Origin of the sequence: Anaerococcus rubeinfantis (assembly GCF_001487145.1) — a bacterium.
In the GTDB taxonomy this organism is placed as follows: Bacteria; Bacillota; Clostridia; order Tissierellales; family Peptoniphilaceae; genus Anaerococcus; species Anaerococcus rubeinfantis.
Genome location: NZ_LN913016.1, coordinates 384,165 through 401,645 on the forward strand (window position 1 = coordinate 384,165; position 17,481 = coordinate 401,645).

Consider the following 17,481-nt stretch of genomic DNA (forward strand, 5'->3'; position numbering starts at 1 on the left):
AATATCTGCAAACATTTGAATATTTTAGAAAAAAATAAATAGAAAAAACTTGACAGAACAAATATGAACTGTTATTATATATACATACAGTTCGATATTGAACGGAAATTGTAAGATATATAAATTAATGCTCGCCCTTTTGAGGATGTAGAACCTTCAAACTATAAAAGGAGGACATTATGAAAGGTATTTTTATGAATGCAAAAGATGTACAAGAATTTCTTGATGTAAGTAGGACAACAGCATATCAGATAATAAACGATATGAATCAAGACTTACTTAAATTAGGCTATCGTATACAAAGAGGAAAGGTAAATAGAGAATACTTTATGGAAAAGTATTGCTATAAACCAACTAATACAAAGGAGGTTTAAAGTGCCAGCATACAGAGATGAAAGTGAAAATAAGACTTGGTATTGCAGGTTTTATTATACCAACTGGAAAGGAGAAAAATTAACTAAGAAAAAACGTGGATTTTCAACAAAAAAAGAAGCATTAAAATGGGAACAAGAATTCTTAAATCAACATTCTGAATCAATTGAAATGAGCTTTAGGGAGTTTTTTGAACTTTATAAGAGAGATAGAAAACCAAGAATAAGAGAAAATACTTGGAGGACAAAAGAAGCAATTGTAAATCAAAAAATACTTCCCTATATAGGTGATCTAATGCTTAATGAGATAAGTAATGTAACCATAATTCAATGGCAAAATGAGCTTATGAAGATTAAGGATAAGAATGGTAAAAACTACTCTCCTACTTATTTGAGAACTATTCATGCCCAGTTATCTAGTATCTTAAATCATGCCTGTAGGTACTACAATTTAAAAACTAATGTTGCTCGTGATGTTGGATCTATGGGAGAAAAAGAAGCTGATGAAATGCTATTTTGGACTCAAGATGAATATGAAAGATTTATAGAAGCCATTAAAGATAAACCTGAATCATTCTATGCTTTTGAACTTTTGTATTGGTGTGGTCTTAGAATGGGAGAATTATTAGCCTTAACAAAAGAGAAATTTGATTTTGAAAGGCATACATTAAAAATTGATGAATCTTTACAAAGGATTGATGGGAAAAATGTAATAACAGCCCCTAAGACTAAAAAAAGCATTAGGACAATAGTTATGCCTGAATTTTTAAATGATGAGATCAAAGAATATATAGATAGTTTTTATAAGATAAAACCAAAAGACTTAATATTTAATTTTTCTAAGAGCTACCTCCACCATGAAATGGATAGGGGATCTAAGAAATCTCAAGTAAAAAGAATTAGAATACATGATTTAAGGCATTCTCATGTTTCACTATTGATTGAACTTGGATTTTCTGCAACTGCAATAGCTGATAGGGTTGGACATGAATCGATTGACATCACCTATAGATATGCTCACCTTTTCCCTAGCAAGCAAAAAGAGATGGCTCTGTCTTTAACGCAAGTAAGAAGTAATAAGGCAAATGATTGGAAAGATTTATTAGAAGAGGACGATAAAGATGTTTAGAAGACATTCATTAGATGACATTTCACAAAAAAATCGAAATAAAGAGAAAAATAGAAAAAGAAATCGAATTTTAAATTTTAGAGTATCTGAAGAAGAATATGATCTAATAAACAAAAAAATTGCAATAAGTGGACTTAAAAAACAAGATTATTTTCTACAAATGCTATTAAATCACGAAGTTAAGTTAGTAAGTGATTACAGACTTTCTGATAATATTGCCAAGGAAATATTTCAACTAGCAAAAGTCATTAAAAAGTTTGGAAAACTAAATGACTATGAAGCTGATATTTTAATCTATGTTTTAGAAATATATGAAGAAATCAAAAAAGAAAAAAGCCCCTACTACAAAGAGTAAAGGCATACACTCCTGTGAGAAGTGTTCTCTAGACAAGTTCATTTTACCACAGGAGTCTTATTTATACCAGACAGGAGGATAAAATGAAAAACAAATATAAAAATTTGAAGAGATTAGTTACTTGTAAAAAGAAAAGGAGTGAGTTTTATGACAGATATTAAATTAAAATTCCCAGAAATAGATCAGACTTACGCCTTATTAGACTTACAAACGACAGATAAGGGAACGGTTAGACAAATTACTGGGAATATTGTAACTGCTATTTTAAATCCAAAATATTGCCAAAACCAAAAGATCATTGATGGACAAATATTCTTTGATAAATTTACCAATGAAATAAAATTCCAGGGGAAAATTATTGGAGAAAGAAATATAAAGGAAAATCAAATACGACTTTGGGATGATTCTTTAAACAATAGACTAGGCTTAGAGATAGAAAAACATTTTGGAATAAATTATAACTCAAACAAAATGTGGGAAGCTATTCGTTTTGTAGCTCACCAATATGAAGTGAGTCCGCCAAAGCAATATCTTCAAAATCTAAAATGGAATGGAGATAAAAATGCCATTAGAAAACTTTTACCAAGGTATTTAGGAGCGGATGATACAGAGCTTAACAATTGGATAATGGAACATATGATATTGGGCATGATAAAAAGAATTTTCAATCCAGGAGCTAAGTTTGATGAGATGATTGTTTTAGTTGGTGGACAAGGTATAGGCAAATCGACTTTTGCAAGATACTTGTCCATAACAAATGATTGGTTTTGCACAATTGAAAACATTCAAGGCAAGGATGCTATAATGAATCTTATGGGTAAAACTGTTGTTGAAATCGAAGAATTTGTTGCTTTAAGAAATGCAAAATCGGCTAATGAAGCTAAATCTTTTTTATCAAAATTAAGCGATAGGATAAGGATACCCTACGAAAAATATGCAACAGACGTGCCAAGAACTTGCATCTTTATAGGGACATTAAACGAAAGAACTTTTCTTAATGATCATACTGGAGAAAGAAGATATTTGCCTGTGGAATGCAACCCAAATAAAAGAGTAAGGACTATATATCCAGATAAAAATAATAAAGAAAAAATTTCAGATAAAGAATATATATCTCTTATAAGAGAAGATTTTAATCAGGCTCTAGCCTTAGGGTATGAAATCTTTAAAAACAAGACTCACGCATGGACTATACCAAAAAATCTTTTAAAAGACTTGTATAAGGAACAAGAAAAATTCAAATATCTAAACCCAGATGTGGAAGACATTAGATATTTCTTAGAAGAATATAAGCCAAAAAGTGCAGATCCAAATATAACTTGTTTCAAAGAACTAACCATGCAAGGCTACCAAATAAAATCAAAATCTTTTTCAGAGATTATGGATAATTATTTTCAAGAGTGGATTCCAGTTAGGTCATCAAAGACCAAGAGAATATCACCAAGTGGAGTCTCAATTCCAGTAAAACTATACTATGAAAAGAAAAAAGAAAATGAAACTGACTTTATAGAAGTTGACAAGAATTTATTGCCAGAAGAATGGAAAAAAGAAAATCAATTAGAAATAGATACTGCAAATCAAGTAAAGATACAAATGTAACTTTGTAACCTGTAACCAATCGTTATAAATCTTCTTAAATTAGGATTACATAAATTAATGGCTTGATAATAAGGAGTTGTCATAGACTCTTAAAACAAGCTCGCCTAATTTTGGAAGTTTTTATTTTATAAGTTACAGTTACACTTATTAATTCCTATTTGAAAAAATATTAAAAAATAAATTTTAGACTTGTTAATAATAGCAAGCACAGTAAGTGAGTACCCACTTACGAAAAAATCAAAAAATCAATAGACTTTAAGGCTATATAATTTTACGATTTTTACCTTGTTAGGGAGAACCCTAAGACCCCAAAAAATATGAGTAAAGGAGAAATATATGGATAATAGAACAAGAAAAAATCAACTAAAAATATATTTAACAGACGAAGAAAAAGAAATATTTGAAAAGAAAATGAAACTTGCAAATTGTAAAACTATGTCTCACTTTCTTAGGAAATGTGTATTGGAAAAAGAAATTTATATAGTAGATTTAGAACCATTTAGAGATCTTCAATGGTTACTTTCAAATGCAACAAATAATATAAACCAGATTGCAAAAGCAACTAATACAACTGGTGTTATTTACAAGAATGAAATTGAATCAATGAATAGACAGATAGAAAAATTATCAAGAGAAATATGGCAGATCCATTCCTTACTCCTTAATAAATCAAAAGAAAGTTCTGGTGATTAATATGGCAATTACAAAAATACATCCTATAAAATCAACTCTAAATTTGGCAATAGATTACATTACTAAGAGCGAAAAAACTGATGAAAAAGTCTTGGTATCTTCATTCAAATGTCATCCAGCTACTGCCCATATTCAATTTATGAAAACACGAGAAGATAATGATACTAAAGGTACAGTTCTGGCTAGACATTTAATTCAATCTTTTCTACCAGGAGAGGTTGATCCTATAAAAGCTCACGAAATTGGGATGGAATTATGTAATGAAATTTTAAAAGAAGATTATGAATTTGTTCTAGCAACTCATATAGATAGAGGGCATATCCATAACCATATTATTTTTAATAATGTTAATTACAATACTGGTAAGTGCTACCAATCTAACAAAAAAACTTACCATAAAATCAGGTATCAAAGTGATGAATTATGTAAAGAAAATAAGCTTTCAGTCATTGATGAATATTATGAAGCTTACAAAAGAAAATATAAAACTGCTGGTAAGTCTTGGTACGAATATGACCAAAACAAGAAAGGAAACTCATGGAAGTCTAAACTGCAATTTGATATAGATAGAATGATTAATAAGTCTAAATCGTGGGAAGAATTTTTAGAAAATATGAAATCTCTTGATTATGAAATTAAGTTTGGTAAACACATTGCTTTTCGTCATAAAGATAAGCAAAGATTTACAAGAGCGAAGACTATCGGAGAAGATTATACCGAAGAAAATATCAAAGAAAGAATAGATTTAGCTATAAAAAACAAAGCTAATCCTATTAAAAAACGTGTAGGAAATATTATTGATATATCTACTAATAAAAAAGTTCAATCCTCTAAAGGTTATGAAGTTTGGGCAAGAAAACATAATATCAAAACAATGGCTGATTCAATAATCAAACTGAGAGAACAAGGAATTAATTCAATTACTCAACTCGATGATCTAATAAAAAAATCTGCCGATGATAGACAAGACTTGTTAGATAAAATAAAGAAAATTGAAACTGAAATGAAGAGTTTATCCCAAGATATGGAAAATATAAATACTATAAATAAGTATCGTGAAATCTATAAATACTACAAGAAAAATCCTGAAGATAAGCAATTTGCAGAAGAATATTATAGTGAGCTTTCAGTCTATAAAATAGCCGCTAAAGAAATTTTAGTTAACTATAAAAAACTACCAAACACAAAAGAAATACTAACCAAACTCGATAAATTGCAAGAAAAAAAGAACACCCTTATGCAAGAGTATTCTTTGAATAAAGAACAATTTTTTGACCTTGTTCAGTATAGGAAGAATTATGAAAATTATTATGGGAAGGAAGTGGAGAGATAAAAAGCTATAAGCGAATAAGCCTATAGCTTTTTTAAGATTATTTACAAAATTTTACTCTAAACTTATTATCTTACTTAAAGAAATCCTACTATATGACTAGCAAACATTGCTATAGGAAGTAATAAGATCAAAAGGACATTTAAAGCCATTAAACAATTTATCCTTTTCCTTTATCCCAAATATTAAACCTATTAGTCCAATAATTGGGCAGACAAACATTAAAGTGAGTCTAGTTTGTCTAAGACTTGTATAGCTTTCAAATATTTCTACTGTAAGTAGGTAAGAAATAACAAATATTACAAGTCCAAGTAGAAATATCTTCTTGCTTAATTTCTATTTAATAAATACTCCTCTTTCTTTGAAATTATTCTGTTCTAATCAAATCGATTGTTGGTCTGTCTAAAATTCTCTTTAAAGAAAATTTATAGATTAGTAAGTTGATTGCGTAAACCACAATAGAAAATCCAAGAAATAATTTATAGTCATAATATCTTATTAATATATTTAGACTTAAATTAGGAGCTATACGAGATATTACAATCATGACTCCTAATGTGGTTATTCCCGCAACAATAAATGATTTTATTTGCTCTCCTATAAACTCTTTTCGATAAATATTCTTTAACTCATCTACGTCCATACCGCATGAATAAAGGCTGCCAATTTCCTTCTTTCTACTCATAAGACTTAAATTAATGGATGAATAACCATTTGTCACATTAAGAATAAAAATAATGAAAACCATCGCAAATTCGACTTTCTTTAAAGATTCTAGATCACTTTTTCGATTCATTTAAATATCTGCTTTTGTGTTAATATCGTACTTTTCATTTGGCATTATCGATTCTCTTATCTTATTATCCAAATAATCCTTTACATTTCTCATCTCCGAGTCTTTTACATTCATATTTAATACATACGGAGCATTAATAAGTTCTTCATCTTTTGACTCATCCATAAGGATGCACACATAATACCAATGTATTCTCCTTCATTTACGTCAAAGCTATATCATCAACGGTGTTGCTGATATTTCCCTTATTTCCATAATATTTTTTCAATATGATAAACTTTTAATATTGTTTTAATTTTCTGCCTACTTATACAATAGTGGTAATGTACCCGATCAAGGCCAGTATCCACAAATGAGCTGGATAGAATATATAGAAGAAATATTTGCTGAATTTTGTTTTTGGTCCCTGTTCTCCATTATATAAATACATAAATGGTAATGCTGTGAAAACCAACCAGTCACTGTTGAACATCATCATCTTTATGGTTGTGTCCATAGATGGATAAATCTCAAAAGTTAGAATGAACAGCAATACAGACAACACACAAATAGCAATATTTCGAATGTTTACTTTATTACGCAAAAAATAACAAATGAGCATAAATGGAACGACAGCCTGGCTGCCTTCATATGCTAGGCATGCATAAACAGTAATCGGAACTGCAACCAGAATACGCAATGCTAATATTACTTTCGAACTGATCTTGTCACTTTTTACAGGATAGCACCATACGTTTAATGCAAGCACTCCCATCGCCAATGTAAAGAAAATATTATTGTCAATTGTCAGGGAATCTACATTTAACAGATGGTTCACTCCAAAGTTACCCACAAACATAATGCCTGCCCACAAAAACAGACGCCCATTATATTTCAACCTGCTTCGGGTATGAAGAAAGCCTTCAACTGCCATGTAAGCAAAAAATGGTGCAACACATCTTGTTATGACATGAAAGCTTTCTGCCCACCATGGTGGTAAAAGTCCCGGAATATGATCTAAATGATCAAGAACCATAAGCATTGCCATAAATAGTTTCAATTGAAATCCATTAAACCTTTTCATAATATCCCCCTAGCTTGATAGTTTTAAAATCATAAGAATACAAAAAATCTATATCGAAAGAAGGATGATAAATTTCACTTTCTTCCATATCTTTCTCCAATTCTATATTTTACCTTTTTAAATATATAGATTATCCACCTAATTATAGCATATAACACAGATTCCTTTCAATCGTATGATTTACCGCGTTAAACTGAGCAAAAAAATAAAGGCAGTCCGAAGACTGCCGATATTTATCTTTCTGCACCTTTGCTATGGTCTTTCTTAGTTGACTTAGTTTTGTCATCTGTCTTAAAGCTTTTTATTTGCCCTAATATTGACTTTTTATCCTTCTCTTGACTCTTTACCTTGTTCTTTTGCTTTTAAGGGCTTAGAAGACAAAATACGGACATTCTTATGTTCTTTCCCTTTGTTATAAATTCTTGTTTTTACTTGACCAAATATTTTAACAAAATCTCCTTACTTTAGGTTCTGTAGATCTTTTGTCTTATATACATAGAATGGATAATTACCATGTAATATATTTAGATTTAAACCCTCTAAGCAAAAAGTAAAAATGAACTAAATTCGAAGTGACATTAATTTGAAAACTTGATAAACAAGCTTAAGAGATATTATATTAAAACGATATTTCTCCGGTACTGGGACTGGGACGGGACTAAAAATTTGAAAACGTCCTGTAATTAGGTGGATTTAGTGATAATAGAAAAAATAGAACCTAGTATTTTGAACGATTTGGGATATACTGTACATTTGGAAAAGAAGAATGGGAGTAATCGTAAAATTTTCTAAAATGGCTTAATTACAAGCTATAAAGAGAATGGAAAATGGATACTGGTACTCAAATGGTACTGGAAGTAAAAAAGAATAAATTGAATAATAGTTCCAAGTGGTTTACATTTGGACAAAAAATTAGATCATAACTTAAGTGTTATGGTCTTTTTTATTTGATAGGTTGTACAATTAAAAGCGACATCTAGTATAAAATAAATTTAAAAAATCTACTAAAAATATATTTAAAAGATGAAAAAAAGAAATTTACATTGTAGTCCTAGAGCCATTTAGAGATCTTCAATGGTTAGTATCAAATGCGACAATAATATAAACCAAATTGCAAAAGCAACTAATATAACGGGTGTTATTTATAAGAAAGATATTGGTTATATGAGAGAAAAAATAGGAAAATTGTCAAAAGAAATATGGGATATACACTCCTTGTTATTAAGAAAGAAATAAATAAATAGAATCACTTTTTAAAAGCATCTTAGACCTGTAAGAAGTTTTTAAAATATGATAGAATATATTTAAATGAAAAGCCGATTTTTAAAATGACAAGGGAGAGAGATTAATGCAAAACTTTGGCAATATTATTTTTAAAATAGACCAAGTTTTAGAAGAGAAAAATATAAGCAAAAACAAGTTAGAAAAAGAAGCAAATCTTCAAAGGACACAACTTAATTCTTATTGCAATAATAAGGTTAAAAGAATTGACTTAGAAACCTTAGCAAAAATTTGTTATGTTCTTGAGTGTAAAGTTGAAGACATTATGGAGTATGAAATATAAAATTAAAAGAAAAGAGTACAGATTTATGGGTCTATGATTTACTTAAAGAAGCATAATTAAATTTAGATTCACAAGGCTCTACAATAAAGGAAATGGATGATGCGCTTAAAATTGCGTCCAAAAGAGGAAACGGCAAAGTTGGATTTCCAGAATATGTTGGGATAGTCAAAGATTTTATAATTGTCATAGAATATAAAAATTCTTTTTCTATGCATGAAAAAAGGACAGATGATAGAATTATAGCAGAAGATGTTTTATCTATTTGTGATTATGCAGTTAGTGGTGCATTGTTTTATGGGAAACATCTTATAAAAAATACCTCATATACATAAAGTATTAGCAATTGGTGTATCAGGAAATGAAAAGAAACATAGAATTGTATCAGGTATTTTATTAGCTTTAAGAGAAATGGAATATGGGAATTTTTCCATTGAAATGCTTACTGGGGATTCTAATAAGACTGATGGCGAAAAAATTTATGATGCCATAAGAGATAATCTTAATAGAGCACGTGTGTCACCTGACGTAAAAAGAGATCAATTATTGAATCAATTTTCTGTTATAAAAGGTACTACAAAAATAAATCAAATTGAATCCAATTTAGGGAAAACTCCAAATAAGCACTATACTGAGTTTTTATATAAAAGTATATATCAATCAATTAGATACCATAAAAATGGTGAAGATTATTTAGGACTATTTTATGGGGAGTTTATGTCTTATTCTGGCGGTAACGGTCAGGCTTTGGGAATAATAACCCCTAGACATATAACTGAACTTTTTCGTGACTTGTTAGATCTTAAGCCATCAGATACAGTAATGGATCCTTGTTGTGGGTTTCGTGTCATAATTATGAAAACGGCAAATATTCACGAAGAATCAAGGTTTTCAAGCTCTCTATTAAATAATAAAATAAATCATTGGTGTGCTGTTTAGAGTAATTATGGCACATAATTGTTCTAAACAGCACATCAGTATAGGAAGAAATTAACAAGAAAATAAGGATAATATAAATGATAGAAATTAGAAGAGCAATTGAATCTTATATAAGAAATATACTAAATTTTACTAAAATTGTGGTAGAGAAACACAATATGCATTAGATAGATTTTGCATAGAAAGTGATTATAAGAGATTATTAATATTTGTTATGAATCTAAACTTTAAATCCAAATTATGAGTAATTAAAAGGAGGATTACATATGTTAGAAAAAACAACTTCAGAAGCTTTTCCGAGTATATATAATAGAATAAACAAGTTGATTAAAATTACTGATAAGTATTTATTCGAGGATTTAGTTCAGGCTATTTTCTGCATTAATATTTGTATAAATAATAGGTCAACGTTAGAATCTTGTCTTGCATTAAATGCTTGTCTTTTCGAGCATAAAAATGAAGGAACAAAGGAAATAAAGACTTATAGTGAATTTTCGGAGTTTTTTTCAAAAATCTATGCCATCTGTAAACCTACAATATTTGATGATTATACTGTAGAAGATTTTGGTGATGTGAGAATTAATTATAAAAATGTATTCTATAGAGTCATAGTTGGAACTGGCCATAACAACGTTTTTGCTTGTATTAATTTTTTGCCATCTGTTGCAAGAATGACTAATCAAGAAAAGGAATTAACTTTAGTTTTTGAGTATTCATCAAATGTTATCGAATATTTTATTGATGTCAATAAAAATGATGGAGCTGATGAGCCTAGGTTTGTTCTTCCATCATCTGAGTTGTATGACAAAACAAAAATTTTTTTTAATGAAGAAGTTTCTAAGTATAACATCCACGATTTATCATGCATATTTGATGCAAATCATTTAATAGAAAAAAAGCATTTTATAATTAAAGAAAGCGATATTTATCCAGTTTTTAATGCTTCTATATTAGTAGATTTATATGACTTATGGGAAAGTAGACTAACAGATGAGGAGAAAATAGTTGTTGTTAATAACGGCATTTTTGAGAGAGTCTTTAGTCTTTTTGAATTAGATAGATCTGTTAATTGTGAAATGTATGCACCTGCAAAATTATTTTTTGACGGAAAACCAAGTGAAGATACGCCAGTATATACATTTGTAGCAAAAGGAAATAATGGGGTTGTTATTGCAATTAATAAAGATGAGTATACCGAAAAAACTCTGACAAAAGAAATAGATAGGATAAATGAGTTGCACAAATCAAATCAACTTGAATTTGGTGAAATATATGATCGCTTTGAGTCAGGAATATTAAGAGGTTTTTCCATTAAAAATGATTTTCCAATTGTGTTTTTGTTATATGACAGTTTCTCAAATCCTAATCAAATGAATGTTATTTTGGAAGAACAGAATAGCAGAAAAAAATGCACAGCACTGGATGTAATCTATTATTTGAATTTTATGGATAATATCGATGAGCTTTTTGAATATCTTACATATAGTTCAGAAAATGAGTTTGAACAAGTTTTAGGTTTCGGAAGTGATGCAGCATTCTTTTTCACATGGAAAAACCAACAACGTTACATTTCTAAAGGAGCTATTAAGTTTAGTATGCTTGATGTTGGTTATGATACTGAAAATGTTGGCGTTGTGGAATATTTTAAAAATGAATTGAAAGCATACCCATTTATTTCAGATGATTATCAGTTTTGTGAGCCATTTGCTTGGAAAATAGTAGAATTTGAATCTGATAGTTTCGAAATTTTTTCGAAATATGGAACAGGTTTCGGAGGAAGATTGATTCCTTTAGATCAAGATAACTATATTTTTCAATCAAATAATATTGAATTTTACAAAGATTTAAAAAACATAGAAGATTATAGGCAAATACATCAAGTGTTAGATGAGATAATAGATGAAGGAGTAAATTCTTTAAAAGAAATATTTTTAGAAAATCGCATACAATTAATGTTTATGCCTATTGAATATGCAAAAAATATAGAACCTACGTCTTTTCTTAATGAGGATAGAGTTTATTGTTATAGTGATGCTTTTTATTATGGCGGAAAGTGGCTAATTAAATTTGTAGTTAAGGACAAGGTTAAGATTTTTGCTGATTTAGAATCAGCAACTAATCGAAGTGTAGAGCTAAAAATTTTGGAAGAGATATTTTTGCCAATGTTAGAGCGTAGACCAAAACTTAGTTCAAAATTTAAATCTAAAATTTTATCTTTATCAAAATGTCCTAAAATGATTGGTGTGTTTACTACAGGAATTGATTATATCTGGAATGATTATTATAAACTTTATTCTCCTGAATCACATCACTTTCATGAAGTTCGAAAAAGGATAGCAATTTTATGTAACTCTAATAATATTTCTCCAGGCGTTTATAAAGGTAAGGATGCGAACAGAATTATACGAAGTATGCAAAAGTATTTAATAGAGGATTTTGAAAAAGAAGTTTCAAAATTTTCAGGAATTGCTCTGCATCGCATATTATTAGATTATTATTCATCTTTGCTTCATAGTATTCATATAAATAGAGCGCGCTATGGGTCTTATCAAAATCTAGATCTAAAAAAAGATATTGAGGTTAGAGAAAGAATTATTAATCAACGTGAAAAATCCAAATACGAAACTAGAAAAGTATTATATATAATAGAAACAAACTTATATCTAAATAATGAAAGCAAAATAGAGCCTGAAAATGATAGCATTTTGTTTGCTCTTGCTTATGCGAATTGGCTCATTGTGCTTAGTGATGTTGCTGATATGTGCTACTTTACCCAAGATGAATCATATGTTGAAGTTAGTGAAGATTTTACGGTAGATACAATACCTTTTAACACTGAAGAAGAAAATAATGAATTAATAAAGAGAATCTATAATAACAATATTGGTTTGAGTAGGGATGAAGTTATTGATAGCAATTATTTTGGAAAAATTAAAATTTCATTTGCAAAAGATACTGGTTTAGATTTTGAAATTTTTCTGGATCTATTATCCTATTTCAGTAAAGGGTTTGACGAACAAATAGTACAGAAAGTTGGATCTAATGTGTACTCTTCGTCGAGAGATGTTTTACTAAACGATTTTATAAATATTATTGATTTATCAATTGAACTAAGTGACGCTGATAAGTATCTTAAGTATCTAATCATTGATGAAAAAAACTTAAAAACCATTAATGACAAAGCTGACTTCTATTTGCCTATAGGAAATAAAAATGACAGAGAGAATAGATTTGATGTAAGGCCAATATTTAGCTATGGTGAAGAAATAATATTTTCACCAATAACTTTTGATAATCTCAAAAGAGAGTGGATTAATGGATTATTTGATTTCATGCTACCTTATAGATCAAATTTGCCAAACACTGTTCAGACAATATTTAACTGGAAAAGAGAATACGAAAATAAAATAGTATATGATTTAAAAAATATATTTAGTAATCAAAATTTTGAATTAATAAAAACAAATTTTGAGCTTAAGAAACTAGATAAAGTTCACCCACAGGAATTAGGGGATTATGATGTTTTTGCGATCGATGAAATAAATAAAAATGTTTGGATTGTTGAGTGCAAAGTTATTATGTTAGTTTCAACTTTTTTTGATATGTATACTCAACAAAATCGATTCTTTAATGAACAAAAAGAAGATGAGAAATTTCAAAAAAGAATTGATTACTTAAATAAAAACTTATCGGTTGTTCTTAAACAATTAGGCTATACAAATCCTGAAGAATATAAAATAAAACCCTTCATGTGTGTGAACAAAGTATTTTTTTCTAGGTATAAAAATGTATCTTTTCCCATAGTTTCTTATTCAGAAATGGTAGATAGAATCAAAAAATCTCGGCATGAAACATATGACTAATAGTAGAATTATTAAAGTATCAATACATATAATAATTACTTCTGATTAATAAACTACTAAAATGAGGTTATTATTGGCGATATTAATTTTGATATTAGCTTAATATTTTTTCTTGTGGAATGGCAGGTTTTTTAATAGCAGATATGCACAATATGCTACAAAAAACGGATGATTATTTTACAAAAAGTCAAATTAGAGAGCATCAATTCATGGGAATTGAGCTGCAATCATATATGTTTACAATAGCAACGACAAATATGATATTAAGGGGTGACGGCAATAGTAATCTAGAAAATGAAGATTTTTTAAAACAAAATCCCGCCAAACTTCAACTAAAAGATTGCACTGTAAGGGTGATGAATACTCCATATTCTCAAGGTTCTAAAGATAATCAAAATCTCTACGAAATATCTTTTACAGAGCATTTATTAGATTCTCTTGTTGAATGAGGTAGAGCGGCAGTTATTGTTCCTTAATCTACAATGACAGATAAAACAAACGATACTTCAACAAAAAGAAAAATATGCATATGGATATAAATTTAATTCATCAAGGATAAAACGACAAAAAATACTGTTACCAATTGATGATTCAGGAAACTTAGATTTTGATCACATAAAAAAAAATATGCAAATTGTAGAAATAAAAGAGCAATATAAAATTTTAGAATACTATTATAAATTACTTAGATAATTATAATTAGAATTTTAAAATCAAATAAGCATTAAAAGGATGCAAATTTTCCCCGGTACTGGGACTGGGACGGGACTAAAAATTTGAAAACATCCTATAATTAGGTGGATTTAGTGGTACTCTAAAAAATAGAATCTAGTATTTTGAATGGTTTGGGATAAATCGGACGTTTGGAAAAGAAGAATGGGAGTAAAAACATCGCAAGCGATGTTTTTACGTTTTCCACCATTTATCAAGGTGCGAAGCACCGCAGTATAAATGGATGGAAACCCTTCTGCAGGGAAGAAAAGCCGACGCGACGAATAGGAGCGTTGGCTTTTCTGATTCGCTAATGGGAATAGTCCCACTATCTATGGGTGACCGATGCCAAAGTATCGGTCATTTTCGAGACGAAGCAAAGCTGAGTCCGAAAAACTAAGCGAGAGGCCAAAGGCCTCGAGAGGATATTATAGTTAATGACTTCTATAAAATTACGACGTCAAAAATCAATGGTTACAGAAGATTAAAAACTGTAACTGGGATTAAAATGGGAACATTTGTAAAAAAGAATAAACTAAATAATAGGTCCAATTATGTTACATTTGGACAAAAAAATTATACCGTAGCTTCAAACTGCGGTCTTTTTGCGTGTATATATTTTATGTAACTTAGCAAATAAATTAATTATGCGACAATAAAATGTCGATTTGAATAAGACGGAGAAGAAAGTGACTGAATTTTTGATAGAAAATCCAAGTTTAACATCAATTGAACTTTCAGAAAAAATTGGTGTAACAAATAGGACAATCGAAAGGGCATTTAAATCTTTAAAATAAAAGAAAATGGTAGAAAGAATTGGATCAAAGCGTGATGAAAATTGGATTGTAGTTGGATAAAAATGTTAATTTTAATTTAAAGCATTATAATTCAACTCTATGTATTTTTACTTAATAAATTATTGTATTAGTATCAAATCAATAGAAACTGATTTATATGGAATTTACACCCCTTGTTATTGGGTATAATTAAGATATAGAGAAAAAAATAGTTAGTTAAGTAAAATATTAGATATTTTAGGCGTGTTATAATATTTGCTAATATTAGGTATAATAAATATAAATTTTAATTTATGGAGAATTAAGTATGACTATAACAATTGATAAAATTTTAAATCCTGATTGGATAGGTATTTTAGTAGGTATAATAGCTTTGTTATTATCCATAATCTCAATCTATAAGGCGTCGGAAGCTAATAGTATTTCGGATGAGGCAAATGACAAGGCAGAGCGTTCCAATCAAATTGCCAAAGAAGCTTTGGAAACAGCAAAAAAAGAATTAGAATTATCAATAAAAGACAAAATGTCAAGTTTTAAAATAAAACTTATTAGTATCGATTTTAATAACGATGGAGATGCTTGTAAAGATATGAAAGAAGCTTTATCAGTTGGAACTGCTGATTGTAATTTTGAAATAGAAAACACATCTGATAAATACGCTAATTCTGTAACATTCGAAAAATTTGATGGAAAGTTGGAAGGTGATGGCTTAGATATAGGACCTCATAAAAGAGGAAAACTTAATTATATCATTCCATTACACAAAGCAGATTATGATACTCCTGAGTTAAAACTAGGAAAACAAAGTATGTATAGTTTATCTAAAAAAATGTATTGGTCAAATGAGGTTTTAAATTTTTCGTGTTTAGTAACATTTACTTTTTATATCCAACAAGATGATTCTAATTCTAAGTATAATTGGAATTTGATCATAGGATATGAAGGTATCTGCAAAACGTCTGATTATTCATTAGAATTATCAGAATGAATAATTTTTTATTAATGGCGAATTACTACTACCTTTTAATGAAAAAAATGATAAATTTAATACTTTATAGGAGTAGTTTCATAGTTCAAAGATTATTTTAAGAAACAAATATAATGTGAAACTAGTTCTATATTTAGTCTCCGTTACTATACTAAAAATATATTGATATTAAGCCAGGACTCATACGGTGCTCTGTCCATTTTTTATGTTATAATACAAGTAATAAAGATTAAGCTAGGAGAAGGAGGGAGTGTATTGTCAAAAATTAAAAAAGAAAAAATTTCTGCTAAAGGCTTTGATATTGAAGTATATACAGAAGATTTTAAAAATGACTATATAAGTCTTACTGATATAGCAAAATATAAAAACAAGGAAGAACCCAATGTAGTTGTTTCAAATTGGATGCGAAACTATAATACAATAGAATATCTTGGTATTTGGGAGCAGTTAAATAATCCAGATTTTAACCCCCTCGAATTCGAGGGGTATTTAAAAGAGGCTGGTAGTAACGCTTTTACTTTATCACCTCAAAAATGGCAGAAAACCACGAATGCAGTTGGTTTATTCGTAAAGTTAGGTAGATATGGTGGCACATATGCTCATAAAGATATAGCTTTTAAATTTGCTTCATGGATATCTGCAGAATTTGAACTCTATATAATTAAAGATTATCAAAGACTTAAAGAAGATGAAAATTCAAAATTATCATTATCTTGGAATCTACATAGAGAAATATCTAAAATCAATTATAAGATTCATACAGATGCCATTAAAGAGTATTTATTAAAAGACCTTACAGATGAGCAGTTATCATTTAAATATGCAAGTGAAGCAGATATGCTTAATGTGGCACTCTTTAATAAAAGAGCAAAACAGTGGCGTGAAGAAAATCCTGACTTAAAAGGAAACATGAGAGATTATGCAAGTCTTAATGAACTATTAGTACTTGCTAATATGGAATCCTATAATGCAATATTAATAGAAAAAGGGATGGAGCAAAAAGAAAGAATGATTGAACTTAGAAATCTTGCAAAGACCCAACTTATATCTTTAGAGAAATTAAACCAATTAGATATTAAAAAACTTTCTAAGTAAAATTATTATAGATTTTTCTCTGGTACTGGGACTGGGACGGGACTAAAAATCTGAAAATGTCCTATAATTAGGTGGATTTGGTGATACTCTAAAAAATATAATCTAGTATTTTGAACAGTTTGGGATATATCGGACATTTGGAAAAGAAGAATGGGAGTAAAAACATCGCAAGCGATGTTTTTACGTTTTTC

General features: G+C 29.0%; 17 protein-coding genes and 3 pseudogenes. 15 read left to right on the top strand and 5 right to left on the bottom strand.

Annotation, left to right across the window (positions count from 1 at the left end; all coding sequences use genetic code 11):
* Window positions 1-179: 179 nt before the first annotated feature.
* The 6 genes from BN3265_RS02710 to BN3265_RS02735 all read left to right on the top strand — a co-directional run bounded on the left by BN3265_RS02710 (window position 180) and on the right by BN3265_RS02735 (window position 5,480).
* On the top strand, window positions 180-374 hold the full coding sequence (locus BN3265_RS02710) for a hypothetical protein (protein WP_058990049.1): 195 nt from the start codon (window positions 180-182) through the stop codon (window positions 372-374).
* A gap of 1 nt (window position 375) precedes the next feature.
* On the top strand, window positions 376-1,500 hold the full coding sequence (locus BN3265_RS02715) for a site-specific integrase (RefSeq protein ID WP_058990050.1): 1,125 nt from the start codon (window positions 376-378) through the stop codon (window positions 1,498-1,500).
* A complete protein-coding gene (locus BN3265_RS02720) occupies window positions 1,493-1,855 on the top strand; it encodes a plasmid mobilization protein (RefSeq protein WP_058990051.1) in 363 nt (120 codons plus the stop codon). Before BN3265_RS02715 ends, BN3265_RS02720 begins: the two co-directional genes overlap by 8 nt.
* 147 nt (window positions 1,856-2,002) lie before the next feature.
* Entirely contained in the window at window positions 2,003-3,454 is a 1,452-nt protein-coding gene (locus tag BN3265_RS02725; RefSeq protein ID WP_058990052.1) for a VapE domain-containing protein, read from the top strand.
* A gap of 336 nt (window positions 3,455-3,790) precedes the next feature.
* Entirely contained in the window at window positions 3,791-4,147 is a 357-nt protein-coding gene (locus BN3265_RS02730) for a plasmid mobilization protein (protein WP_058990053.1), read from the top strand.
* 1 nt (window position 4,148) lies between these two features.
* A complete protein-coding gene (locus tag BN3265_RS02735) occupies window positions 4,149-5,480 on the top strand; it encodes a relaxase/mobilization nuclease domain-containing protein (RefSeq protein ID WP_058990054.1) in 1,332 nt (443 codons plus the stop codon).
* Window positions 5,481-5,554: 74 nt separating this feature from the next.
* Here the strand turns inward: BN3265_RS02735 and BN3265_RS09635 are convergent.
* The 5 genes and pseudogenes from BN3265_RS09635 to BN3265_RS09765 all read right to left on the bottom strand — a co-directional run.
* Window positions 5,555-5,798: pseudogene (locus tag BN3265_RS09635) on the bottom strand (hypothetical protein).
* A gap of 46 nt (window positions 5,799-5,844) precedes the next feature.
* On the bottom strand, window positions 5,845-6,273 hold the full coding sequence (locus tag BN3265_RS02740) for an ABC transporter permease family protein (protein ID WP_058990055.1): 429 nt from the start codon (window positions 6,271-6,273) through the stop codon (window positions 5,845-5,847).
* On the bottom strand, window positions 6,274-6,438 hold the full coding sequence (locus BN3265_RS09585; protein WP_187367053.1) for a hypothetical protein: 165 nt from the start codon (window positions 6,436-6,438) through the stop codon (window positions 6,274-6,276). It lies immediately after the preceding gene.
* A gap of 142 nt (window positions 6,439-6,580) precedes the next feature.
* A complete protein-coding gene (locus tag BN3265_RS02745) occupies window positions 6,581-7,336 on the bottom strand; it encodes a TraX family protein (protein ID WP_058990056.1) in 756 nt (251 codons plus the stop codon).
* 233 nt (window positions 7,337-7,569) lie between these two features.
* Window positions 7,570-7,834: pseudogene (locus BN3265_RS09765) on the bottom strand (DNA-binding protein); the annotation flags it as partial.
* Between the two features lie 529 nt (window positions 7,835-8,363).
* On the opposite strand from BN3265_RS09765, the pseudogene BN3265_RS02750 reads away from it, so the two are divergent.
* The 9 genes and pseudogenes from BN3265_RS02750 to BN3265_RS02785 all read left to right on the top strand — a co-directional run.
* Window positions 8,364-8,572: pseudogene (locus BN3265_RS02750) on the top strand (plasmid mobilization relaxosome protein MobC); the annotation flags it as partial.
* 112 nt (window positions 8,573-8,684) lie between these two features.
* Window positions 8,685-8,900, top strand: a complete 216-nt coding sequence (locus tag BN3265_RS02755) for a helix-turn-helix domain-containing protein (protein ID WP_058990057.1) — start codon at window positions 8,685-8,687, stop codon at window positions 8,898-8,900.
* Window positions 8,901-8,992: 92 nt separating this feature from the next.
* A complete protein-coding gene (locus BN3265_RS09540; RefSeq protein WP_209436020.1) occupies window positions 8,993-9,232 on the top strand; it encodes a hypothetical protein in 240 nt (79 codons plus the stop codon).
* 76 nt (window positions 9,233-9,308) lie between these two features.
* Complete coding sequence (locus BN3265_RS09545) at window positions 9,309-9,836, top strand: N-6 DNA methylase (RefSeq protein ID WP_058990058.1); 528 nt, start codon at window positions 9,309-9,311, stop codon at window positions 9,834-9,836.
* A gap of 266 nt (window positions 9,837-10,102) precedes the next feature.
* Window positions 10,103-13,699 carry a hypothetical protein gene (locus BN3265_RS02770; protein ID WP_058990059.1) on the top strand — a complete coding sequence of 1,199 codons (3,597 nt, stop codon included), beginning with the start codon at window positions 10,103-10,105 and terminating at the stop codon, window positions 13,697-13,699.
* 119 nt (window positions 13,700-13,818) lie between these two features.
* Entirely contained in the window at window positions 13,819-14,148 is a 330-nt protein-coding gene (locus BN3265_RS02775) for an N-6 DNA methylase (protein ID WP_209436021.1), read from the top strand.
* Window positions 14,149-15,078: 930 nt separating this feature from the next.
* The gene (locus BN3265_RS09285; RefSeq protein WP_082664091.1) at window positions 15,079-15,207 is read left to right on the top strand and encodes a winged helix-turn-helix transcriptional regulator; all 129 of its coding nucleotides are present in this window, start codon (window positions 15,079-15,081) and stop codon (window positions 15,205-15,207) included.
* Window positions 15,208-15,514: 307 nt separating this feature from the next.
* A complete protein-coding gene (locus BN3265_RS02780) occupies window positions 15,515-16,195 on the top strand; it encodes a hypothetical protein (protein WP_058990061.1) in 681 nt (226 codons plus the stop codon).
* A gap of 255 nt (window positions 16,196-16,450) precedes the next feature.
* Window positions 16,451-17,290, top strand: a complete 840-nt coding sequence (locus BN3265_RS02785) for a KilA-N domain-containing protein (protein ID WP_058990062.1) — start codon at window positions 16,451-16,453, stop codon at window positions 17,288-17,290.
* Window positions 17,291-17,481: the final 191 nt, after the last annotated feature.